General features: G+C 41.9%; 19 protein-coding genes. 17 read left to right on the top strand and 2 right to left on the bottom strand.

From position 1 onward, the window contains the following. Window positions 1–6: 6 nt before the first annotated feature. The 14 genes from DEU30_RS07435 (at window position 7) to DEU30_RS07370 (ending at window position 14644) form a co-directional block, all read left to right on the top strand. On the top strand, window positions 7–975 hold the full coding sequence (locus DEU30_RS07435; RefSeq protein WP_114981891.1) for a hypothetical protein: 969 nt from the start codon (window positions 7–9) through the stop codon (window positions 973–975). Between the two features lie 78 nt (window positions 976–1053). Continuing rightward, entirely contained in the window at window positions 1054–2652 is a 1599-nt protein-coding gene (locus tag DEU30_RS07430; RefSeq protein ID WP_114981892.1) for an aldolase catalytic domain-containing protein, read from the top strand. Between the two features lie 14 nt (window positions 2653–2666). Then, complete coding sequence (locus DEU30_RS07425) at window positions 2667–3404, top strand: 3-deoxy-manno-octulosonate cytidylyltransferase (RefSeq protein WP_114981893.1); 738 nt, start codon at window positions 2667–2669, stop codon at window positions 3402–3404. Further along, the gene (locus tag DEU30_RS07420) at window positions 3404–4069 is read left to right on the top strand and encodes an HAD family hydrolase (protein WP_114981894.1); all 666 of its coding nucleotides are present in this window, start codon (window positions 3404–3406) and stop codon (window positions 4067–4069) included. Before DEU30_RS07425 ends, DEU30_RS07420 begins: the two co-directional genes overlap by 1 nt. 6 nt (window positions 4070–4075) lie before the next feature. Further along, window positions 4076–5269, top strand: coding sequence for a hypothetical protein (locus tag DEU30_RS07415; RefSeq protein WP_133493653.1), 1194 nt, complete (start codon window positions 4076–4078; stop codon window positions 5267–5269). Window positions 5270–5318: 49 nt separating this feature from the next. Then, on the top strand, window positions 5319–6353 hold the full coding sequence (locus tag DEU30_RS07410) for a polysaccharide biosynthesis protein (protein WP_034818429.1): 1035 nt from the start codon (window positions 5319–5321) through the stop codon (window positions 6351–6353). Between the two features lie 2 nt (window positions 6354–6355). Beyond that, entirely contained in the window at window positions 6356–7492 is a 1137-nt protein-coding gene (locus DEU30_RS07405; RefSeq protein WP_114981896.1) for an NAD-dependent epimerase/dehydratase family protein, read from the top strand. Next, on the top strand, window positions 7489–8643 hold the full coding sequence (gene wecB, locus DEU30_RS07400; protein ID WP_114981897.1) for a UDP-N-acetylglucosamine 2-epimerase (non-hydrolyzing): 1155 nt from the start codon (window positions 7489–7491) through the stop codon (window positions 8641–8643). Before DEU30_RS07405 ends, wecB begins: the two co-directional genes overlap by 4 nt. A 6-nt stretch (window positions 8644–8649) precedes the next feature. Next, complete coding sequence (locus DEU30_RS07395) at window positions 8650–9240, top strand: sugar transferase (protein WP_114981898.1); 591 nt, start codon at window positions 8650–8652, stop codon at window positions 9238–9240. Next, window positions 9237–10448: a glycosyltransferase family 4 protein gene (locus tag DEU30_RS07390; protein WP_114981899.1), complete on the top strand. Its 1212-nt coding sequence runs from the start codon at window positions 9237–9239 to the stop codon at window positions 10446–10448. Before DEU30_RS07395 ends, DEU30_RS07390 begins: the two co-directional genes overlap by 4 nt. Beyond that, the gene (locus tag DEU30_RS07385; RefSeq protein ID WP_114981900.1) at window positions 10445–11059 is read left to right on the top strand and encodes a GNAT family N-acetyltransferase; all 615 of its coding nucleotides are present in this window, start codon (window positions 10445–10447) and stop codon (window positions 11057–11059) included. Before DEU30_RS07390 ends, DEU30_RS07385 begins: the two co-directional genes overlap by 4 nt. After that, the gene (locus DEU30_RS07380) at window positions 11052–12209 is read left to right on the top strand and encodes a DegT/DnrJ/EryC1/StrS family aminotransferase (RefSeq protein ID WP_114981901.1); all 1158 of its coding nucleotides are present in this window, start codon (window positions 11052–11054) and stop codon (window positions 12207–12209) included. The genes DEU30_RS07385 and DEU30_RS07380 overlap by 8 nt, the downstream gene beginning before the upstream one ends. Window positions 12210–12390: 181 nt before the next feature. Continuing rightward, complete coding sequence (locus DEU30_RS07375; RefSeq protein ID WP_114981902.1) at window positions 12391–13443, top strand: NAD-dependent epimerase; 1053 nt, start codon at window positions 12391–12393, stop codon at window positions 13441–13443. 34 nt (window positions 13444–13477) lie between these two features. Further along, window positions 13478–14644, top strand: coding sequence for a nucleotide sugar dehydrogenase (locus tag DEU30_RS07370; protein WP_114981903.1), 1167 nt, complete (start codon window positions 13478–13480; stop codon window positions 14642–14644). Window positions 14645–14761: 117 nt separating this feature from the next. Here the strand turns inward: DEU30_RS07370 and DEU30_RS07365 are convergent, their stop codons facing one another. Together DEU30_RS07365 and DEU30_RS07360 are read right to left on the bottom strand one after the other, a co-directional pair. After that, the gene (locus tag DEU30_RS07365) at window positions 14762–16462 is read right to left on the bottom strand and encodes a LeoA/HP0731 family dynamin-like GTPase (protein ID WP_114981904.1); all 1701 of its coding nucleotides are present in this window, start codon (window positions 16460–16462) and stop codon (window positions 14762–14764) included. Next, complete coding sequence (locus tag DEU30_RS07360; RefSeq protein WP_114981905.1) at window positions 16462–18873, bottom strand: DUF726 domain-containing protein; 2412 nt, start codon at window positions 18871–18873, stop codon at window positions 16462–16464. The genes DEU30_RS07365 and DEU30_RS07360 overlap by 1 nt, the downstream gene beginning before the upstream one ends. A gap of 386 nt (window positions 18874–19259) precedes the next feature. Here DEU30_RS07360 and DEU30_RS07355 point away from each other — a divergent pair, with 386 nt between their 5' ends. The 3 genes from DEU30_RS07355 (at window position 19260) to DEU30_RS07345 (ending at window position 23227) form a co-directional block, all read left to right on the top strand. Further along, complete coding sequence (locus DEU30_RS07355) at window positions 19260–21971, top strand: SLBB domain-containing protein (RefSeq protein WP_227016344.1); 2712 nt, start codon at window positions 19260–19262, stop codon at window positions 21969–21971. A 127-nt stretch (window positions 21972–22098) separates the two neighbouring features. Beyond that, window positions 22099–22404, top strand: a complete 306-nt coding sequence (locus DEU30_RS07350) for a hypothetical protein (RefSeq protein ID WP_114981906.1) — start codon at window positions 22099–22101, stop codon at window positions 22402–22404. Window positions 22405–22543: 139 nt separating this feature from the next. Beyond that, window positions 22544–23227, top strand: coding sequence for a YjbF family lipoprotein (locus DEU30_RS07345; RefSeq protein WP_114981907.1), 684 nt, complete (start codon window positions 22544–22546; stop codon window positions 23225–23227). Window positions 23228–23235 lie beyond the last annotated feature (8 nt).

Genomic DNA, 23235 nt, shown 5'->3' with positions numbered 1-23235 from the left:
TAGTAAATGAAAAGAGCTTCACTTAACAACTGGCTATGTTTTTCTATAGCTCTATTAGTCTTCATCTTAAGTTTGCTTTTGTCCCCCTATTATCTTTATGAAGATCAAGAAATATATAGGCTCGTATATAAAGGAGTTCAGGAAAAGTCTTTTATTGAAGCATTTAGCTTTTACAAGGCAAATATATATACTGATGAGTTTGGTCATTTTTTAGTTATTTGGCTTTCTAGCTCCCTCGTCGAAAAAGACCTTTTAATGTCATTTCTTAATGGTATAGTTGCGTACTTAGCATCATGGTTATTGAAAAATAAAGGTGCAAATTTCTTTGTTATATTTACTGCTGTGGTGTTGGGGTATTATTCTTGGAGTCTTTTTCTTTCGGCTGAGCGACTGAAAGTATCTGCGCTATTTTTACTACTAGGTTTTTTTCTATATCTAAATAGAAGTAAATTTAGTTCTTTAGTGGCATTTTTTTTTTCGGTCGTTACACACTTACAAAACACTATAGTCGTTATAATATTTGTTTTAGATAAATATTACTCTGATATTTCAAAGCTTTTTCTGAAGCTGAAGGTTTCAAAAAAAGCTGTTTTTATGTTTGTTTTTGTTTTTGTCTGTTTTTCCTTGGCGTTATATTTCTTCTATGGGCATATTAGTTATAAGTTAAGTGCTTATAGCGTTGGCTTATCAGTCGATGAGTTTCTTCGATTGATACTTTTTTTTGTTCTAACTCTTTTTTACGGAAGAAAGGAGTTAGGAAAAGTTGTTACTATTTTTTCTATTCTTTTTGTTATGGTTTCGCTTGTAGGCGGAATGAGAATAAACGTTTTAGGATACTTTGTTTTCTTGTATTACTGCGTTCAGACAAGGGGCGGGCTCAATTTTGGTTTCTTTATTACTAGTGCATATTACTTCTTAAACCTGATTGATTATGTTTTTAACGTTGTACAATGTGGCTCGAATAACCCTTGTTGATTCAGGTTAGTTGTTATCGCGCTGGTTCAACTAACAAATAACACCAAGATTAAAGTAACAAAAAAAAGGGATTGTATAGTGAAACTATTGGATTGCACGCTTCGAGACGGTGGCTATTATAATAGCTGGAATTTTCCTGTAGATGTCGTTTACGAATATCTGAATGCGATGTCTGCTAGTGGGGTGGATGTCATTGAACTAGGTCTTCGTTCGCTGAAGAACCAAGGCTTTAAAGGAGCTTCAGCTTACACGACAGATGAGTACTTAAGCAGCCTGCCTATTCCAGGGAACTTAGAAGTGGCTGTGATGGTTAATGCGTCTGAGTTAGTCGGTGAACAACCGCTTGAAGATTGCTTGCTAAAACTATTTCCTGAAGCAGTGTCGAACAGCCCTGTAGATATGGTTCGCATAGCTTGCCATGTTCATGAGTTTGAAAAAGCTTTACCGGCTGCCACCTGGTTGAAGTCGAAAGGTTATAAAGTTGGCTTTAATTTAATGCAGGTTGCGGATAGGACAGACGAGGAAATATCAGCCCTTGCTAAGTCGGCCGCTAATTATGACCTAGATGTGCTGTATTTTGCGGACTCTATGGGAAGTATGACCCCTGAACATTGTACAAAAATTATTAGGTTATTAAGAAAATATTGGAAGGGGGCTTTAGGTATTCATACCCACGATAATATGGGGCTAGCTCTTCAAAATACAATGGCGGCTTTCAATGAGGGGGTTACTTGGCTAGATTCAACGGTAACTGGTATGGGACGAGGTCCTGGCAATTCAAGAACTGAAGAGCTCGTTATTGAGGCCGCAGAAAGAAGAAATAGCCAAGTTAACCTTATTCCTCTTATGTCTATTATTCGTCGATATTTCCAACCATTGAAAAACGAATATGGCTGGGGCTCTAACCCTTATTATTACCTTTCTGGAAAGTACGGTATTCACCCAACTTACGTTCAGGAAATGCTCTCTGACCCGAGATATGGGGAGGAAGATATTTTGGCTGTAATAGAGCATTTGCGGACTGTTGGTGGTAAAAAGTTTGATCCGACAGCGCTGGGTGTAGCACGTCAGTTTTATTTCGATAAGCACGACGGGGCATGGTCTCCTTCTGATACGTTCAAAGATCGAGCGGTTCTTCTTCTTGGTAGCGGTCCGGGAGTTTCGGAACATAAATTAGCGCTTGAAAACTATATAGCAAAAGAACGACCCTTAGTTCTGGCGTTAAATACGCAAACCTCTGTAAAAGCTGAAATGATTGATTTCCGTTTGGCTTGTCATCCAGTGAGGCTGCTAGCTGACTGCGAGCGACACACTCAGTTGCCGCAACCATTAATTACGCCTCTTTCAGCACTTCCTCTTGAAGTCCAAAAATCACTATCGGGTAAAGAGATATTTGATTTTGGATTAAATGTATTAGATGGCAAATTCGAGTTTGGAAAAACGTGCTGTACTTTGCCTAATTCTTTAGTTATTGCTTACGCACTAGCCGTTGCAACAAGTGGTCAGGCTAAACATATTCTAATGGCCGGGTTTGATGGTTATGGTGCGGATGATCCTAGAAGTCAGGAAATGAATGGGCTACTAGAGCTATATCAAAATAGTGAAAAATCGATTCCATTAACTGCAATTACGCCAACACGGTATGGAATGCATAGCGAATCTGTTTACGCGTTATAAAAGGTAATATTTATATGCGAAGTGTTGTACTAATTCCTGCTCGTTTTAGCTCGAGTAGATACCCAGGTAAGCCTCTTGTTAAGCTTTTGGGTAAATCTATGATTGTATGGGTAGCTGAACTCTCTGAAAAGGCAGTTGGCCGAGAGAATGTTTATGTTGCGACAGAGGATGAAAGAATAGCTAATGTAGTAAAAGAGGCAGGCTTTCAGACCGTTATGACTTCTAGCGATGCGTTAACGGGAACGGATCGCTTAGCCGAAGCTGCTACGCATATTGACGCAGATATTTTTATTAATGTGCAAGGTGATGAACCGTTAGTTGATCCGAAAGATATATTAAAGATTAGGGATGCCAAAATTAATGATATTAGCTCTATTATTAATGGGTTTAGCTGGCTATCGGAAAATGAAGACCCTCACAGCGTGAACATCCCAAAAGTAATAATGAATGAGAAAAATGAATTAGTGTATATGTCGCGCGCAGCTTTACCGGGCTATAAAGACCCTAAAAATGCTCCAGTAAAATATAAGAAGCAGGTTTCTATTTATGCCTTTACTAAAGAAGACTTGAGTGCTTTCAGGGAATTTGGTCGAAAAAGCGAGCTGGAGAAAAGCGAAGATATTGAAATACTGCGTTTCTTAGAGCTTGATAAAAAAGTTAAGATGATAGAAACAAAACCGGGTAGTTTAGCTGTAGATATACCGGGTGATGTTTCAAAAGTTGAGAATGCTCTTAGGAATAACCCACAGTAATGGAACTTAATGTAACAAGCTATTCGACATTGGTATTTGATTGCGACGGCGTTGTTCTCGACTCGAATAAGGTAAAAACCGAATCATTTTATAAGGCAGCTCTCCCATATGGAGAGAGAGCTGCAGATGAACTCGTTGAGTATCATGTAGCGAATGGCGGAGTGTCGCGTTACAAGAAATTTTCCTATTTTTTGGATCATATTGTTGAGAAGCCCTCAGAAGCTGCTCTGAAAGAGCTACTAGCGGATTATGCAGCTAACGTTCAGGCTGGGTTGCAAAACTGCGCTATTGCACCGGCCTTGGAAAGGCTACGTAATAGAACACCTCATAGCCGTTGGCTAATTGTGTCGGGAGGGGATCAGGCGGAGTTAAGAGAGATCTTCCAGATGCGAGGTCTCAGTGATTGGTTTGATGCTGGGATCTTTGGTAGTCCGGATACCAAGGAAGACATTTTGACTAGAGAATTAGAAAACGGCAACATTCTTACACCTGCTCTTTTTATTGGTGATAGCAAGTATGACTTTAAGGCAGCTAAATTTGTCGGTTTAGACTTTGTCTTTTTAAGTGGCTGGAGTGAAGTAAAGGGCTGGGAATCATGGGTAGCTGAAAATGGCATTTGTGCTACTAGAAATATGGAATCTTTAATGAGCCTAGAGCGAGAGTAGTTGAAAGTGCCAAAGGAAGAACAGTTGAGTGACTACATAAATGAACTTACTTTATATTATAGTGCACGCTCTGAACGGCAGTATGAGGGGACGTCAAAAGCATTAAGCCTACTGTTATGGTGGTTAGTAGCACTCCCAGCTTTATTGACTGTAACTGCTATTTATTCTTTTATTCTTTTTATATTTCCTAGAAAAGTGGATAAACACGCTAAATGTGAAACGAAAATCTGCGTTGCTAGAACGTTTGCTACTTCCAGTAAATTACGCTTCCTCGAAGAAGAGTCCGTAAGTTTTTTTTCGGAGAACCCATTTAGCAAGGTAGAGCAGAATAATCTTTATAACTTACCGCTTAAGCATCGGCTGATAGCCTTTTTTAGATCTTTTTCTATTTTTTTCAAGGATTTCCCCAAGCTTAGTAGCGAAGTGTCAAATTACTTGCCATTACGCGACGCTTTTAGCGCGATAAAGTTATACATTCCCCGGTTTGCTCACAAGGTGAATTTTACTTCGTACTTTTCTGAACTTCTTAATCTTTATAACCCTAGTGTAGTAGTAACCGGTAACAAGGAAGATCGCTTCGCGTTATCAGAACAAACCATCTGCAAGGAAAAAGGTATTAAACTGGTTTGTTACCCGCATGGTTTAGAGTATGCAATTCAATTGCCGCGAGGAGTGGTTGGAGACACATTCTACTGCTATTCACAGGCTACAAAAAAGTATTATGAAGATATTTATAAAAACTTCGATCAAACCTTCATTTATTCTCCAGAGATTGTACAAAAACTTCTGGGGCGTCAGGTTGAAAAGGAAAACGTAGAGAGAAGGGTTGTGTTTTTCCCTGAATCTAGAGGAAAGGACATTAACCTCATGATACTATCTCTTCTACTTGAAAACGGAATAGACGTGTATCTAAAGTTGCATCCGTTAGACTCAAAAGATGATTACATCGAGCTAGGTTTGCCTCCTGAAAATATTATTGACGACTTTAGCCAAGCTATATCAGGTAATGTGATTTTGGCTAGAAAGTCTACAGTATTGCTAGAAGCTCTATACTCGGGCAGTTTGTCCTGCGCTCTACTTTTCGATTCGGACGATAGCAAGTCGTTTCATGAACAATTTCCATCACTTTGGGATGACCGTATTAAACAGGTAACGGATGTCGACGAACTGATTCAGTGGTTAAGCTATGAGGTAGCTTAACCGTATATGTTAGTTCAGGGTTTCAAAGTTATTTATAGGTGAATTTTTAATGTTTCAAAATAAAACCCTCCTCATAACGGGCGGAACAGGGTCTTTTGGTAATGCGGTTTTGCGCAGGTTTCTTGATACTGATATCGCTGAAATACGAATTTTCAGCCGAGACGAGAAAAAACAAGATGATATGCGTAAGGCTTACAACCATCCAAAGTTGAAGTTTTACATAGGTGATGTTCGGGATTACCAAAGTGTTTTAAATGCCAGTCGAGGTGTTGACTTCATCTATCATGCGGCGGCTCTAAAGCAGGTGCCGTCCTGTGAATTTCACCCAATGGAAGCGGTAAAGACAAATGTTATAGGCACTGAAAATGTTCTTGAAGCAGCCATTCAAAATGAAGTAAAGCGAGTTGTCTGTTTAAGTACCGATAAAGCTGTTTACCCTATTAACGCAATGGGTATTTCAAAAGCCATGATGGAAAAAGTCATGGTCGCTAAATCGCGTAACGTAGATGAGAACAAGACCGTTATTTGCGGAACTCGCTATGGAAACGTTATGGCCTCACGTGGCTCAGTAATTCCTCTTTTTGTTGATCAAATTAGAGGCGGGAAGCCGATTACGATAACAGACCCTAATATGACGCGTTTCATGATGACCTTAGACGATGCTGTTGATCTTGTCTTATACGCATTCGAACACGGTACTAACGGTGATATTTTCGTTCAGAAGGCTCCAGCTGCGACTATTGAAACTTTAGCAAAAGCGGTTTTGTCCTTTGTTCGTAAACATGAGCATAAAATTGAAGTTTTGGGTACGCGTCATGGTGAAAAGCTTTTCGAGGCTCTTTTATCAAGAGAAGAGATGGTTTGCGCAGAGGATATGGGTGACTATTACCGTGTACCGCCAGATCTTCGCGACCTCAACTACTCTAAGTATGTTGACCAGGGCGATAACAGAATAGAGCAGGTTGAAGACTACAATTCCCATAATACGGAACGGTTAGATGTTGAGGGAATGAAACAGCTGTTGAATAAACTTCCTTTCATGCGTGCGTTTGCAAACGGCGAATATATTAATCCAGAAGGTTAGCTATGAAGTTATTGATTACTGGCGCCAACGGCTTTGTCGGTAAGAACCTGACTGTTCATATCGATGAAGTAGAAGATATAGAGTACGTTAAGTTCACGAAAGATCATAAAGTGTCGGAACTTAAAGATTTATTAAAAGATGTCGACTGCGTTATACATTTAGCTGGTGTAAACCGACCTGAAAAAGAAAGTGAATTCTTCGAGGGGAATACTGATTTTACGGAACAGTTACTAAATGCGTTAAGCGCTCAACCTAAACCCTTACCTGTCATCTATAGTTCATCTATTCAGGCTGAACGTGACAATGCTTATGGTAAAAGTAAGCGACAAGCTGAAGAGTTAGTCATGAGTTATTCTCAGGCTACTGGCGTTCCTACAAAAGTTTATAGATTAGCCAACGTTTTTGGGAAATGGTGTAAACCAAACTATAACTCAATGGTGGCGACCTTTTGCCATAACATTGCTCGTGACCTCGCCATACAAGTCAATGACGCTGATGCCAAAGTAAAGCTTGTTTACATAGATGACGTAGTGAATGAGTTCGTTAAAGCTGCACGTAGCTTGGTTTTAGACGAGAAAAAAGTTGAAACAGTAGCTGAGCCTAGTCAAGTGCTGCCTATTTATGAAGAAACAGTGGGCGGTATAGCTGAGCTGTTGAGTCTATTCAAAGAGAGTCGTGACACCTTAGTTACAGAGAAGGTCGGCGACGGCTTTACCCGTAAGCTGTATTCAACTTATGTTAGCTATTTACCCAAAGAACGCTTCTCATACGAAGTTCCTAAACACGGTGATGAACGCGGTGTTTTTGTCGAAATGCTAAAAACCAAAGACTCTGGACAGTTTTCGTTTTTTACAGCTCATCCTGGAGTCACCAGAGGTGGGCATTACCATCACACAAAAAATGAAAAATTCTTGGTTATAAAAGGGCAAGCACACTTTGGCTTTCGTCATATGGTAGCTAACGAATACCACGAAGTTTTTACAAGTGGCGATAGACCAGAAATAGTTGAAACTGCCCCCGGATGGAGTCATGACATTACCAACGTCGGCGATGACGAAATGGTTGTGATGCTATGGGCGAATGAAATATTTGATCGCGATAACCCTGACACTTACTACGCACCGGTAAAGCTTTCATGAAAAAATTAAAAGTAATGACTATTCTGGGTACACGCCCAGAAATAATACGTCTGTCTCGCGTTATGGCAGCGCTAGACCAGGTAGTGGATCATAAAGTTGTTCATACGGGTCAAAACTACGACTACGAATTGAACGATGTCTTTTTTGAAGAGCTTGGTGTACGTCAGCCCGATCATTTTCTAAATGTTGATACCTCTTCTTTAGGTAAAAGCCTTGGTGAAATTTTGATAAAGACGGAACAGGTTATTCTGGAGGAGAAGCCTGATGCGGTCTTGGTTTTAGGCGATACCAATAGTGCTGTAGCCACTATGATGGCGAAACGAATGAAGGTACCTACGTACCATATGGAAGCGGGTAACCGAAGCTTTGACGCTAACGTACCAGAAGAGATTAATCGTAAACTGGTTGATCATTTAGCTGATTTCAACTTGGTTTATACAGAGCACGCAAGAAGGCATCTTCTAAGTGAAGGGCTCTCCCATCGCTTTATTTACCTTACCGGTTCGCCGATGCGAGAGGTTTTAGAGCATGTATTACCTTCAATTCAAAAGTCTAATATTTTGGATACCCTGAAGCTTGAGAAGAATAAATACTTTATTGTTAGCGTTCACAGAGAGGAAAATGTAGACAGTAAAGAGAACCTCAAGAAAGTTGTTGAGTGCTTAAGTTCTTTATATGAAACCTATGGTTACCCCGTTGTTGTTTCTACACACCCTAGAACGCGAAATAGGTTAGAAAAGCTCGGGTTAACTGAGGACTTAGAAGGCATCCAGTTCTTAAAGCCCTTTGGCTTTTTTGATTACAACAAGCTACAAATGGATGCTTTTTGTGCTATTTCTGATAGCGGGACCATCAGCGAAGAATCTTCAATTTTAGACTTTCCTGCCGTGACGTTACGCCGCTCCATTGAACGCCCCGAAGCGCTCGATACCGGTGCTATAGCTTTAACTGGCTTGGATAAGCAAATGCTAGTTGACGGAGTTCGCATAGCTACAAGTTCTCGCGATGTTTTTTCTGGTGCAGAACGTGAAACTCCGGAAGAATACAAAATTCGAAACACTTCAGAGCGAGTTGTACGTTTAATTACCGGAACCGCAAAATTAACTCCGCACTGGAAAAACATGGATTCGTTTAGTCGGTACGATTGGTGACGTTAAATGAAACAACTATTTGATTTTGTGATGGCATTGTTTGGGCTACTTATCCTAGCTCCGTTGTTTTTGTGTTTGGCTATTTGGGTAAAGTTAGATTCAAAGGGCCCTTTATTTTTTAAACAGATACGCGTAGGTAAAGATGGGAAGCTGTTTAAAATTCATAAATTTCGTTCTATGAAAGTTGACTCTGAGTCTAAGGGGAAATTGACCGTTGGTTCAGGTGACTTGAGAATTACGAACTCGGGAAAGTTTATTCGTAAATATAAGCTCGATGAATTGCCTCAGCTAATTGACGTTTTGCGTGGAACAATGAGTCTAGTTGGTCCTAGACCAGAAGTTCCTGAGTTTATTGCTAAATATCCTAAAGATGTTCGAGATAAAGTGTTATCAGTAAAGCCAGGAATAACTGACAATGCATCCATTTTATTGGTTGATGAAAACAAGCTACTATCAGACTTCGATGATCCTGAAGTAGGCTATGTTCAGCATATCTTGCCCATAAAGCAGCGCCTTTATGTGAAATATGTTAATGAACGCTCTTTTCTGGGGGATATCTGTATAATACTTAAGACGGTTATAAAGATAATACGATGAAAAGACGCATCATATTTTTATCTCAACTCTTCGACCCTGAATACTCAATTAAAGGTTTGAACTTAATAAGAACTCTTAGAGAACAGGGCTATGATGTAGAAGTTGTAACTACTTTTCCAAGCTACCCTAAAGGAGAATGTTTTAATGGTTATAAGCCAGCTTTAATAAAAAAAGAGACTATGAAGGGTGTGCCTATTACTAGACTTTGGAGTTTTATTACTCCGAGAAAAAGTAAGATGGCTCGCTTACTTAATTATTTTAGTTTTTTTATAACCTCAACTTTCTATATACTTTTTACTAGGAAAGCGGATCTGCTTTATGCATACCACCCACAGGTGACTACTGGGATATCCGCTACCATTTTGAAAAAGTTAAGAAAAACAAAGTTCATCACAGATATCCAAGATTTATGGCCTGAGTCACTAATTGCAGAAGGGTTGAATGAAGACTCTTTTTTAGCAAAAATTGTTAGACGCACTGTTAATGTCTCTATTCGGAATTCTACAAAAGTTGTTGTGCTCTCTGAGGGATTCAAATCTTATTTGTTAGAAAAAGGCGTTTCGGAGGAGAAAATTGAAGTTATATATAATTGGTGTCCGGAAGAAAGTAGTTTTAGTCAGCAAAGCGAAAAAGGTCACTCACTAAATCTGAATGAAGGTTCCCGCTCTTTCTTTTACACGGGAAACCATGGAAGACTTCAGGCTTTGGATTCCATGATTCGAGCATTTGCGTCGTTCTCCCCTTGCCAAGCCACTTTAACTCTCATAGGTGAGGGCTCGGAGAAAGAACATTTAAAAGAGCTTTCAAAGAGACTTGGCGCAAAAAATATTGAGTTCATGAACTTTATTCCTCCGAATAAGCTTAAGCGACTTGTTGAAGACGCTGATGTAATGGTTTGTCACTTGAAAGACCAGAAGCTTTTCAAAATAACTATTCCGTCAAAGATACAGGCCTACTTGTCTTCAGGAAAACCATTGTTGATAGCCGCTGGTGGTGAGGCGAATCGATTGGTTTTAGATGCTGGAGCGGGGTTCGGTGCGAAACCAGAAGATGTTGATTCGATTAGAGATGCTATCAAACAAGTTATAGCTGCGACTCGTGAGGACCTAATAAGTAAGGGGAAAAGTGGGCAATCTTATTATCACGAGAATTTGTCTGCAGATGTTGCTAAGAAAAAGATCATTGAAGTGATCGAGGAAAGTTTATGATTCGTTTAGCTGACGAGAGTGACCTATCTAGTGTGGTAGATGTACATATGAAAGCATTTCCTCACTTTTTCCTAACTTTGCTGGGTCCGTCCTTTTTAACCAGCTTTTATAAATTTTTCATTACTCATGAACACGGGCGATTAATTATTTGGGAAGATGAAGGTACCGTAGCTGGTTTTTCCGCATTTACAAGCGACCCTGCTGTTTTTTTTGCTGATTTAAAGAAGCAGAAAGGCTTTTCACTCTTTTGCAAGATGTTCCCCATCCTTTTTAAGCAGCCTCGAACGGTGTTAAACAAATTATTCCGGGGCATCTTCTATAGAGGCGATAAAGCCGAAGACATAAAGAGTGGGGCTTTATTGAGTAGTATTGGAGTATCTCCTGATTCCGCAGGAAAAAGTATTGGCAGTTTACTGCTCCAAAATACTGAGCTCCGTTTATCAGAAAGTAAATGCCACCTAATATATCTTACAACTGATGCATACAATAATGAACTAACTATACATTTCTATGAGAAAAATGGATATAGAGTTCACTCTAGATTTAGGCAAAGTGGAAATCGCACGATGCTTCGTTTATTTAAAGTTTTAGATGAGAGTGCTAATGACTAACAGAGAGTTTTTACCTTTTGCCTTACCTGATTTGGGGCAAGAGGAGATAGATGAAGTGGTAGATTCCCTGAAAAGTGGATGGGTAACTACAGGCCCCAAAGCCAAACGCTTCGAAAGTGAATTTTCCGAATACCTGGGTGGTGGGCTTGAATGTATCGCGGTTAACTCGGCCACGTCAGGATTACATTTAGCTTTAGAAGCAATTGGAGTAGGTCCTGGAGATGAGGTTATTATACCTTCTTATACCTTCACGGCTACCGCTGAAGTCGTACGCTACTTAGGCGCAACACCAGTTTTTGTCGATGTTAGTAAATGCGATTTCAATATTGCAGTGTCTGGAATAGAGTCAGCTATAACACCAAATACAAAGGCTGTAATTCCTGTTCATTTTGCGGGCCAATCTTGTGAAATGGACGAGATACTGGAACTAGCCAAAAAGCATAACTTTAGAGTAATAGAAGACGCTGCGCATGCTCTACCGACAAAGTATAAATCTAAGCTTATTGGAACTCTTGAGTCGGATGCCACTGTATTTAGTTTTTATGCTAATAAAACAATGACAACTGGAGAGGGAGGTATGCTTGTAACACGTAACCCGGATATAGCTGCGCGTTGCCGAATAATGCGCTTACACGGTATAAGCAAAGATGCGTTTGATCGATATACTTCGAACAAGCCAGCATGGTTCTACGAAGTTGTAGCGCCTGGTTACAAATACAATATGCCTGACATTGCAGCATCAATTGGTGTGCATCAACTCAAGAGGTTGACAGGGTTTCAGAAGAAACGTGCAGAAATGGCAGCCTTTTATAGTGAAAAATTGAAAGGATTACCATTGACATTACCTCACTTAATGAGGGAAACGGATCAGCATGCGTGGCACTTATATCCAGTTTTGCTAGATAGTGACAGCCAGGTTCCCCGAGACCAGTTTATTGAACTAATGGCCGAGCGAGGTATAGGTTGCTCAGTTCACTTTATCCCTCTTCATTTACATCCATTTTGGAAAGAAGCTTATAAGTTGAAGCAGGAGGAGTTTCCCGTTTCTCAAAGATTGTATGAGAATGAAGTAAGTCTCCCCTTATATACTAAAATGACAGAAGGTGATCTAGAGAGGGTAGTGGAAGCGGTAAAAGAAATTTTATCATGACTATGTCGTTGTGAAGTTTAAGTAATTCCCTCAGATAAAACGTAAGTAAAAACATGAAGGTGGTGCTAGTGTTTACGGTGAGCCACTTTAGTTACTGTCTTATTATGTTGTATTAGTGAAAGGGACGGATGTTGATCAGTCTTGTACTCTCGCAAAGTCGGTCACGGTCGAATAACTACCTATGAAAATACTGGTAACCGGAACAGCAGGCTTTATTGGTTTTTACACCGCATTAAAATTGCTTAAACAAGGATACCAAGTCGTTGGGCTCGATAGCATCAATGACTATTACGATGTAAATCTAAAGTATGGCCGATTAAAAGAAAGTGGGATAAAGCAAAGTAGCATTGAATACGGCGTAATGGTTAAGTCGCATTTGTACCCCGACTATTCCTTTGTACAGTTAAAACTTGAAGATAAGCCCGCACTAGACGCCCTGTTTGAACAAGAACAATTTGACGCCGTCTGTAACCTTGCTGCCCAGGCAGGGGTGCGCTATTCACTGGAAAATCCCAACGCTTATATAGACTCTAACGTTGTTGGCTTTATGAATGTGCTGGAGGCTTGTCGGCATAACGGCGTTAAAAACTTAAGCTATGCGTCAAGCTCGTCAGTATATGGCTTAAATGAGGCTATGCCGTTTTCAACCTCGCACAGTGTGAACCACCCGGTAAGCTTGTATGCTGCCACTAAAAAGTCGAACGAATTGATGGCGCATACCTACGCGCATTTGCACGGCATACAATGTACTGGGCTACGTTTTTTTACTGTGTATGGCCCATGGGGTCGGCCAGATATGGCGCCCTTTATTTTCACCAAAGCCGCATTAAATGGCGACACCATTAAAGTTTTTAATAACGGTAAAATGAAGCGTGACTTTACCTATATTGATGACATTGTTGAAGGTGTAGCTCGCGTTATTGAAAACCCGTGCAAAGCCAACCGCGGATGGAACGGCAAACAGCCAGACCCGTCGAGCTCCTCGGCACCTTATAAAATTTACAATATAGGTAACAGCCAACCTATAGAGCTGATGACCTTTATTGAAGCCATTGAGAATGCTGCCGGCGTTGAAATACAAAAAGACTTTCAGCCGATTCAACCGGGGGATGTTGTAGCAACCTATGCCGAGGTTTCTGAGCTAGAAAACGATATGGGTTATAGACCGTCAACACCAGTAACTGAAGGCATAAAACGCACGGTTGAGTGGTACAAGCGGTTTTATAATGTCTAAAATTTCATAACAAGAACGAGAAATTGGGTATTTTATGAAAATAGCAGTAGCAGGCACTGGGTACGTTGGTTTATCAAATGCTGTACTTTTGGCGCAGCATAATGAGGTTTATGCGGTTGATATTATAGAAGAGAAAGTCGACCTTATTAACAGCAAGAAATCACCCATTGAAGACAACGAAATATCTGAATTTCTTGCGAAAAAGAAGCTTAGTTTAAGAGCAACCCTAAGCCCCGAAGAGGCTTACAGTGATGCTAAATATGTGGTTATAGCCACGCCCACCGATTATGATCCCGAAACTAACTACTTTAATACCAATAGCGTAGAAGCGGTTATAGCCCAGGTTAAGAAAATAAACCCGGATGCCGTAATGGTCATTAAGTCGACTATTCCGGTGGGCTACACTCAAATGTTAAAAGAGAAAATGGGTACCGGCAACATCATTTTCTCGCCGGAGTTTTTGCGCGAAGGTAAAGCCCTTTATGACAACCTTTACCCCTCACGTATTATTGTCGGTGAACGCTCTGAACGCGCCGAGATCTTTGCTAGTTTATTGAAGCAGGGTGCAATTAAAAAAGACGTTTCAACCTTGTTTACTGACAGCACGGAAGCCGAAGCCATTAAACTGTTTGCGAACACTTATCTGGCTATGCGCGTAGCGTATTTTAATGAGTTAGATACTTATTCTGAAGTGCATGGCTTAGATACGCGTCAAATTATTGAGGGTGTTAGCTTAGATCCTCGTATTGGTGACCATTACAATAACCCAAGCTTTGGTTACGGTGGTTACTGTTTACCAAAAGACACCAAACAGCTATTAGCCAACTACGAAGATGTACCTCAAAATATAATGCGTGCAGTGGTTGATGCAAACCGTACTCGAAAGGACTTTATTGCGGACAGTATTATTGCTCGTAACCCAAAAGTGGTGGGTATTTATCGTTTGGTTATGAAGCAGGGTTCTGATAACTTCCGCGCATCGGCTATACAAGGTGTAATGAAACGTATTAAGGCAAAAGGCATTGAAGTTATTGTTTATGAACCGGTGCTTGAGGACGAACATTTTTATAATTCGCGTGTCGTGAATGACTTTGAGAGATTCAAAGCCGAAGCGGACGTAATTGTCTCGAACCGTATGGCACCAGAGCTTCAGGATGTGGCTGATAAGGTATATACACGTGATTTGTTTGGGAATGACTGAATAGGCGCATAGCGATTCAAACAGCTGGTCGATGCGTTTGGCTGATAGTGGCATTCTGGGCCTCTTCTTCAAGAAGGTTAAGAATGCCATTTACACAGATATTTGACGTGCGCGAGTTTAGATGGAGCTCAATTGCTTCGCGATTGATTCTGCCTCTGCGCGCCAGGCCTGAAAACGTTGTTGGCGCTTGCGGTTTTCCGTTAAGCTAACATTAAGCTCGTCTAGCTGTGTGCTGAGCGCAATATAGTTAGCGAAGAAACTCTCTTTAAAATCATCTGAATTGACTAGTTCGAGTAAATCTTTACGCTGTGTTTCAAACCCTTCGACAGTCTCTCTCACCGACTTTTGAAACTCTTCTTCACGTTTGTATTGATCGTAAGAGTCCCAAGCTTCCATTGCTATATTGAGGAATGCCAGGGCACCGTTAGCCCCTTTGGCTAATTTATCTGCGCCCCATGGTTTAAACTTCAAATACTTGGCGATATCGACACCAAAGGTTTTGGCGGCTTTAACCAGGCCATCGCGCGCTGCGAGGATGGTTTGATTGTTGATCAAATTACTTTTTAACGTATGGTTGATACCTTCTTTGCCCATTGAGCGAAGCATTGTATTAAAGTGACTGACTTCGTTGTCAAAACCGCTTTGCATTTTTTCTACTTTCAGATTGATGGCACCCATTTGGCGGGCGAACTCATTCTGTAAGTTGGTTTGAATGATAATGCCTTCGTTACCAATCTCCCTCTCAATAAACTCTCCTATAGTTTCCATGCTGCAGCCACGAACCTGCATAATAAGGTCGGAAAAATAGTTGCTAATAAATTCGCGAAGATTAATGCGGGTTTGTTCAATTTCATCATTTGTGTGTGCAAGCTGATTGCTCAGGCGACTGTGCAAACTTTCCAGTTTAGCAACTTCTTCCGAAATCATCTGGTCGGTTTCAATAGCATCGGGTAATTGTTTATGCAGAATGTCGCGAATAACGCTAGTTTGCATTTCAAGCGCTAAAGTTTCGTGCCCGCCGCTTTGGTGGATCTTCTCCGTAGTGGCACGTTGAAGCGTCTCAATATGCGATAAAGCCTTAAATTGTTCACTGTGTCGCAGCCAATGCTCAACGCCGAGGTCAAATGGATTAGCGGCGACAGCCACGATAGAAAGTGTGTCTATTTCAGTATCATTTAAATTAAGCATTTCCTGTAAGCGAGAGGTGACGTTTTGCTGCTTAATGTGAAGATTTTCTTGATAGTCTTCTTCGTCTTCAACATCGGCCACCTCGTCAAACTGACTGAGAACGAAAACGGTTCGTGGCAATACCTCAAGTGTTCTGAATAACCATTTTAAATCGTCTTGATGACTGTCTTTTATAGGATTAGTTGAGTTCATTACATAAAGTACCAGGTGCGCATCGCTGACGTGCTTTTTGGTGATGTCCTTGTACTTTTCTATGCTGTGCGTTTCGGCGTTTGTTTGCTCTTTAAAGCCGTATAGTCCGGGTGTATCGACCAACACAAACTCTTCACCCACCTCGTAGACTTTCACTTCGTTAGACGATTCCTGGTGGCTTATTTTCATACTCGATTTGTCCAGCTTTTCCATCCAGGCGGCGGCAATTGAAGTCTTTCCTTCTGAAAAACCACCAACTAACGCGACTTTAAGCTTCTCGCCGATGACACTCTCGGTAGCTTGTTGTATTTTTTTGATAAAAGCGGGGTCAATGTCGACACCAACGTCGCTTCCCTGCATTAAAAATTGTTTTAGTTTATTCAGTAAATTCAGCGTTTCTGATTGCTGTTGTTTGAAGCTATTAAGTGTATTTTCCATTACAAAATTCCTAATGTGTTGACTTCTTGCGAAAGCGTTTTCAATTTAACGTTAGCGTTATGCAGCAGCTTGCTACTCTCCTCTGTCTGCTTTACCGGCGCATTGAGCGCATTATTGAGCTCATCAACCACTTTCCTCATGTCTGATATCGACTGGTTCAGACTTTTGTCGAAGCTGTCCCGAAGTTTACTTTTAATGTCACGTAAATTTTCCTCGGTGGCTTTGCGCTGTTGCGACATTTTGTAGCTTGTGCTGAAAAAACTGGCTACGGACTTGCCTATAGACAAAAGAAGGCCTGCTGCTGAGGCAATCACGAAGAATAAACCGGCTCCGCCACTAAGTGGGATTGATATGGCACCTCCGATAAGTGAGGTAATTAACCCCTTCATATTGACGCCGTTGTCGATTTCTATTTTAAGTTTGAGGTCGCTGTTTAGCTTAGTGGCGGCTAACTTTTCTGAGATACTGCTAAGCTCTTGAGTCTGCTCTTCAAAACGTTGAAGAATGTCAGCCGCTTCTCGTTCAAATTGTTTTACTTCCTTTGCCATAGTCTCAGGAAGTGCCTCGTTCAGTTGCTCTTGTTGCTTTTCGATAGCCGCCTTTAACTCTTGCTTGAAGCGATCATTACTAATGTCGTCTTCAATGTCACCATAGGTGGATTGGCGCACATTACTTGCAAACTGCCGAATAAGAGATTGGCCCCGGGAGTCCAGGCGTTTTTGCAACGCTGAAAAACTACTTTTGAGCTGATGCTGGGCACTGTTGCGATTGTCTTTAAGATTCTGAGCAAGCTTCTTAAAAGTCTTTTCAAGTACATCGAGTGCATCTGTTGTGCTATCAACAGCCGACTTGGCTTTGTGGAAGTTCGACTGCTTAATTTTTTGGGTACTGCTGGGAAGTAGCTTGTGGCTGAGCATATCAATGAATGACTGCATGCGGGAGGCTTCTATAAGCTCCGTCTCGCTGAAATCTTTTAAGCATTTCTGGCGGCGTTTGGCATGCTGAGAATTAGGGAGTAAACATTCGGTGGAGGCCAGAAACGCCGGTAACGCAGTTAATGGAATGGCACTTTGAAAATGCGAGCCTAGATGCTCGCGCATGTTGTTTTCCAATGTCAGCAGGCTGCTGCTTTCGTCGTCTGATAGAAGCGGGCGCTCTTTTAGCGCGTGTTGCGGGTTGCTGACCTTTTTATTAAAAATAGACCAAACTTCAGTCTGTGTCCCTAAATGTTGCTTAATTTTTTCAAGCGTACCTTTTCTTTGGTTGTCACCGGTTTGAGGCGGAGCTGGCTTATTGGTAACGTAAAATACAGCGTGGGCCGTTTGTACCGCTTTTTCTATTTCACGAACAACTTGCCCTTCTTTACCTTCAATTCCCGGCACATCGAGTATTGCAAATTGATGACCATCAACAGCAAAGTCGTAGCGCTGAGTGCGTTGAGTATAATCAGAACGGCCATCTCCAATGATTTGACCATCGGCCGAAGTACTAAGCTCAGCCAGCTTGTCTTCTATAGCTAGGTTAAGCTGCTGCTCTTCGCTTAATAGCCTTTGCTTATGTTGTTCAGCTTCTTTTTGCTGAGTGAGTACTTGCTGTTTGCTATTCTCTGCCTTGTCTTGAATATCAGATAACTGCTTTGAAAGCTCCTGTTGAGCACCTTCGATTTTTGACTGGTGTGTTGCAAGTGCTTGGTAAGCGCTATTTTGTTCATCATTTATTTGCGGTAGTTTGTCCTCGAGACTAATAAATTGCTTTTCTTCGGGCAACTTCCGCAATATGTTGAGTAGCTTTTGCCACAGTGAAGTGTGCTGTTTTTGTTTGTTAATGTCAGCTGTAAGCTGCTTTATACTCATTTTGAGCTGATTGACAGCCTGCTCTTTTTCAGCGAATCGCTCTTTAAGCGTTTGCTCTTTTTCTCTGAGTGCTCGCTCTGTTGGTTCAAATTGCTCAACGGCTTGAGTTCGCTCTTGTTCAAAGTCGTAACCGATGTTTTTCAGTTGCTGCTCTAGCTGATTCAGTTTTTGGTTGGCGATTTCAATCGTTTCTTGTAGTTGCTGAAGCGCTCTCTGATGGGTCTCGTACTCGTTTGTCGCCTCTCTATAGATCTTCTGAGTAGCTTGCTTAGTCGACTCATTGAGTAAGATCCTTAAGGTTTCAATAACAGTGGATTTACCTGCACCAGTCTCCCCATAAAAGGCGATGGTAAAAGCGTCCCACTCTGCGTTGTTTTGTAATTCAGCTAGTTGATGCTGAAGTTCTATCTGAAGTTGTTTGAGCTGTTCGCGTGTATTTTTTGCCGCGTTTTCAAGAGTCGGGTCATCAGATGTTTGGTTGAGAGACTCGACAACCTTTATTAACTCATCAGTAATGGTTTCATAGATGGCGCTGGGGGAATTGAGCTCTATTGCCATTGCTTAGGTACGTCCTTATCGGTAAGTTCAAGCATCCTTTGCGAATCTTTACATTATCGGTTGTTGAATGAATTTACAATAATGCTTGCTAGATAAGATTTAAGGCTACGAGCCGATTTTTGAAGAAAAAGCGATGAGGGAATTTGTTGAAAAATATCCTAAGTTTCCGGGGAAACGCCTTTGAACGACTGATAAAGTCCTATTAATATTTGTTTTGGGTAGTCGAAATAAAGATTTAAACGGACATTCTTAATTTTGAGTTTTACGTTTTCTTTTACAAACACTATCGTAGCTTTTTTGTTAGTTAACTTATAAAATACTGCAATTGTTTAGGTGCTAAAACGCATACATAAAGGGGAAGTGCTTTGGTTTCTTGGAAATATTTCGTGTCAGGTATTGTACTGCTAATGGCTGTTGTGTTTGTGGGGAGTTCAGCAACAGTAAGCGCGCAATCAATGCCAAGCCAAAGCCAAATAGAGCAGTTTAAAAAGCTCCCCCGGGCTCAGCAAGAAGCTTTAGCACGTCAGTATGGTGTAGATGTCAGTATGCTTGACAGCTTAAACGGTAGCTCGTCGAGTTCATCTAGCGAGAATCAAAAACAGCAGCAGAACAATGTGGTGTTTCCCCGTGGTACTAACTTTGATGAAAATGGCGACCCGATAATTCCCGATGACTTAGAAGCCCAGTTTTCGCGTGAAAGCGATGAATTAAAGCCTTTTGGTTATGAGTTGTTTGCGGGGGAGCCGAAAAGCTTCTCACCAACCTCTTATGCGCCGGTTCCATCCAATTACATTATGGGTGTGGGCGACAGTATTAAGGTACAGCTGTTTGGTAAAGAAAACAGAGATTATGAGTTAACCATAGACCGCGAAGGCAAAGTGGTTATTCCAGACTTGGGTGAGCTAACGGTTGCTGGCTTAAGTTACAGCTTAATGCAGGAGCTTATTCAAAACCAGGTAAAGCAGCGGTTAATTGGTTTTAATGCGGCAGTTTCTATGGGCGAGCTGCGCTCTATTCAAATATTTATTGCTGGCGAGGCTTATAAGCCGGGGTCGTACACGGTCAGTTCTTTATCCACTATTAGCCAGGCGCTTTATGTTGCCGGTGGTGTATCCGACATTGCTTCGCTACGGTCTGTTCGCTTAATGCGGGCTGGTGAAGTGGTTGCAGAATTCGATTTATACGATTTGCTTTTAGAAGGTGATACCTCTGACGACAAAATGCTACAAAGCGGTGATGTTGTCTTTATTCCGGCTCGTGGCGACATGGTCACCGTTAAAGGTGAAGTGAAGCGCCCGGCGTTGTATGAGTTAAAAGGTGATGAAACCCTAAAAGACGCGCTGCGTTTTGCTGGTGGCAGCGAAGACGACGCCTACTTAGAGGCCGCACAACTTGAACGTATTGTTAAAGGCAAACGCTTAATTAGTACCGTCGATTTAACCTCTAACGCTCAGTTAAACGACGCTTTAAAAGGTGGTGACGTACTAACGCTACGCCAGGTTTCAGACTCTTTAGAAAACAGTTTACTGCTGGTAGGTGCGGTAACCCGACCCGGGCATTATGAATGGAAGCCGGACTTGCGTATTAACGATGTGCTTCGAAGCAGCCGCCATGACTTACTAGAACAAGCCGATTTACGCTATGGCTTAGTAGTTCGCGAAACCGGACCGAAGCGCAAGCTTAGCCTGTATCAGTTTAATGTAGCTGAAGCTATTAGCGGCACTCAAGGTGAAAACCTGTTGCTGCAGGAGCGCGACCAGATTGTTATTTTCAGCCGGTATCACACTAAAGCCGAAGAAGAGCAACAGCTGTCACGTTATACACTGACTAAGCAAGAGCGTGAAGCTGAAGAGCGCCAGGAGCTGTTGAATGAATATCGTCAGGCTTTTTTGCGGGGCTTAGTTAAAGACAAAGGCGTTAAGCTTCAGAAACTTGAAACACAGGAACTTGTTGATGCCACCAAACTATTTGGTACACCGGACAAAGACGACGTAAATATTGCTAAGGAAAAATTAGCACCTTACTCCCGTCAAAACTTGCTTGAACCGATAATGTTGCGAATACGTCAGGAACGCTCTAAGGCCGGTTCCGCGCCACTGGTTTATATTGCCGGAGAGGTTAACCACCCCGGTGTTTACCCCTTAGTTGAAAATGCAACTGCCAGCCGCCTGGTTGATGCCGCCGGGGGCGTGAAGGATTCTGCCTATTTAAAACGAGCCGAAATTACCCGTTTTAAATACGGAGGACAGTCCGGCGAAACTGAATATTTAACCGTGTCTTTAAGTGACGTTCTCACTGGAAAGGCAGAGATGGCCATTCAGGGGCGTGACCGCCTGAATGTATTGAGTATTCCCGAGTGGCAAAACACCTATGAAGTAAGGCTTCGTGGTGAAGTTCGTTTTCCGGGCACTTACGCTATTAAGCGGGGAGAAACTCTTACACAGTTAATTGAACGCGCTGGTGGCTTTACTGAACATGCCTTTATAGAAGGCGCTATATTTACCCGCGAAGAACTTAAAGCCCGGGAGCAGGAACGTAAACGTATGCTGGCTCAGGAGCTGCAAAGAGAAATAGCCGGTAATATGATGACCGGTACCGGCGACAGTCGCGTGTCTTATGGCCAAATGCGTACCCTTTTATCTGATCTGCTTAATGCAAAACCTGTTGGTCGGTTAATTATGGACTTGCCCAAGTTACTTAGTAGCAACGGTGCTAACGACGTTCAGTTAAAAGATGGGGATGCGCTGCATGTACCTTCTAGAACTGATTCGGTTAGCATTATGGGCGAAGTGCAGATGGCAACCTCATATCGCTTTGACCCTGAAGTGAGTGTTGGTGAATACATTGAGCGAAGCGGCGGTACCAAAGAGAAGGCCGACGAAGAACGTATTTATATTGTTAAAGCGAACGGAGCCATTGAGCCTTATAAAGGCGGTAGCAGCTGGTTTAGCTTTAGTAGTAATGTCCAGTTAGGGCCGGGTGATACTATTATTGTGCCCATGGATACAACCTATACCGAGAACTTAGAGTTGTGGTCGCAGGTTACTGGTATTGTTTATAATTCGGCTATAGCCATTGCCGCAATTAACGGACTTTGATTGTAAATTCACGTAAATGCCATTTGCATTTTAAGGTGCATCGGCATAGTATAAAGGTTGCTGTTAACTGGAATGTTTTCAGTCACAGCGATACATGTATCTATATCTCTGGAGTGAGGTGAATATTATGAAAACTTTAGCATTAGCAGTTGTTGCTGCGTTTGGTTTAGCGACCGCGCCGGCAATGGCACAAGATGAAAGCACTGGTACAGCTGGAACATCAGCTTCAAGTGCAGGTATTGGTGGCTTGTCTACTCAGGCATTAGTGTTTGCTGGTGTTGCAGCCGCTGCAACGGTAGCCGCTGTTTCTGACAGCTCTTCTAATTCAATTATTGATGACGAAGACCCTGAGAACCCTGAAGAGCCAGGTACTACAGTAACTGTAACTGGTACTGGCACAAATACTTACACAGTTACTGTTCCTGTTCAGTAATTGTTTGTGGTTTAGGTAAGTTAGTGAAGCGCTTCACTAAACTTACTGAAAAAAAACTGTGATAAAATACCGCCATAGGGCGGTATTTTTTTGTCCGGTGAACTTTACTTTTGACTTAAGCTGAATAAGAGACTCGTTCATGTTAATTCGCTATTGCCTGCTCGCTTTGCTTGGGGTTGTTACTTACGGATGCACCGCCGTTACCGACGAGGTTCGCGAAACGGTTGAATACGCTTTTAAAACACAGCAGGACGCTGAGCTTTCTTCTGAAGAAATTGAAAACTTTCCTTATACCTCGCTATACGCCCAGTGGAAAGCACAGCCGCGCACTTTAATTGTGCTGGGCTTTATAGATAAACCGAACGACAGGCACTTTATTACAGCCGAGAAGGAAACTTTAGTTGTACGTAATGGGCGGGTTATTCGAACTCAGGGTTTAAATCGTAACTTACTAGCGGTTTCAAATTTAAAGCAAGACCCACTGCAGTGCATTATTACCGAGCCTAATAATTGTAAAACCCGCTGGCAGCGTAACTACGACTACCAAATGCAGGAACAAACATTTAGCCGCACAGTCGCATCGCAGTTTGCGGTTCTGGAAGAGCAGACGCTGGAAATGCCTTTTGGTAAAGTGAGCGCTACCCTTGTGGAAGAGAGCGGGCGTTTTGAGCTAAGCGGCGAAACCTTCACGAATCGTTTTTGGGTTGAGAGTGACGGGCATGTGGTGAAAAGTGAACAACAGCTATTTCCCAATAAAGCCTCTCTTACCCTAACTCAAGTGACCTGGATAGGTCGCGAATACTCTAATAAAGCAGCGAAATGAGCCCGTTC

Source organism: Idiomarina sp. 017G (assembly GCF_004362265.1).
Taxonomy (GTDB): Bacteria; Pseudomonadota; Gammaproteobacteria; order Enterobacterales; family Alteromonadaceae; genus Idiomarina; species Idiomarina loihiensis.
The sequence above is the reverse complement of the archived record's forward strand: the minus strand, read 5'-3'. Positions and strand labels throughout refer to the sequence as shown.

What these genes read in the sequence shown, in the direction of transcription:
- DEU30_RS07390 (WP_114981899.1), top strand. Translation starts at nt 9,237, where the DNA reads ATGAAAAGACGCATCATATTTTTATCTCAACTCTTCGACCCTGAATAC.
- DEU30_RS07410 (WP_034818429.1), top strand. Translation starts at nt 5,319, where the DNA reads ATGTTTCAAAATAAAACCCTCCTCATAACGGGCGGAACAGGGTCTTTT.
- DEU30_RS07365 (WP_114981904.1), bottom strand. Translation starts at nt 16,462, where the DNA reads ATGGAAAATACACTTAATAGCTTCAAACAACAGCAATCAGAAACGCTG.
- DEU30_RS07370 (WP_114981903.1), top strand. Translation starts at nt 13,478, where the DNA reads ATGAAAATAGCAGTAGCAGGCACTGGGTACGTTGGTTTATCAAATGCT.
- DEU30_RS07425 (WP_114981893.1), top strand. Translation starts at nt 2,667, where the DNA reads ATGCGAAGTGTTGTACTAATTCCTGCTCGTTTTAGCTCGAGTAGATAC.
- DEU30_RS07420 (WP_114981894.1), top strand. Translation starts at nt 3,404, where the DNA reads ATGGAACTTAATGTAACAAGCTATTCGACATTGGTATTTGATTGCGAC.
- DEU30_RS07375 (WP_114981902.1), top strand. Translation starts at nt 12,391, where the DNA reads ATGAAAATACTGGTAACCGGAACAGCAGGCTTTATTGGTTTTTACACC.
- DEU30_RS07380 (WP_114981901.1), top strand. Translation starts at nt 11,052, where the DNA reads ATGACTAACAGAGAGTTTTTACCTTTTGCCTTACCTGATTTGGGGCAA.
- DEU30_RS07405 (WP_114981896.1), top strand. Translation starts at nt 6,356, where the DNA reads ATGAAGTTATTGATTACTGGCGCCAACGGCTTTGTCGGTAAGAACCTG.
- DEU30_RS07435 (WP_114981891.1), top strand. Translation starts at nt 7, where the DNA reads ATGAAAAGAGCTTCACTTAACAACTGGCTATGTTTTTCTATAGCTCTA.
- DEU30_RS07345 (WP_114981907.1), top strand. Translation starts at nt 22,544, where the DNA reads ATGTTAATTCGCTATTGCCTGCTCGCTTTGCTTGGGGTTGTTACTTAC.
- DEU30_RS07385 (WP_114981900.1), top strand. Translation starts at nt 10,445, where the DNA reads ATGATTCGTTTAGCTGACGAGAGTGACCTATCTAGTGTGGTAGATGTA.
- DEU30_RS07395 (WP_114981898.1), top strand. Translation starts at nt 8,650, where the DNA reads ATGAAACAACTATTTGATTTTGTGATGGCATTGTTTGGGCTACTTATC.
- wecB (WP_114981897.1), top strand. Translation starts at nt 7,489, where the DNA reads ATGAAAAAATTAAAAGTAATGACTATTCTGGGTACACGCCCAGAAATA.
- DEU30_RS07350 (WP_114981906.1), top strand. Translation starts at nt 22,099, where the DNA reads ATGAAAACTTTAGCATTAGCAGTTGTTGCTGCGTTTGGTTTAGCGACC.
- DEU30_RS07360 (WP_114981905.1), bottom strand. Translation starts at nt 18,873, where the DNA reads ATGGCAATAGAGCTCAATTCCCCCAGCGCCATCTATGAAACCATTACT.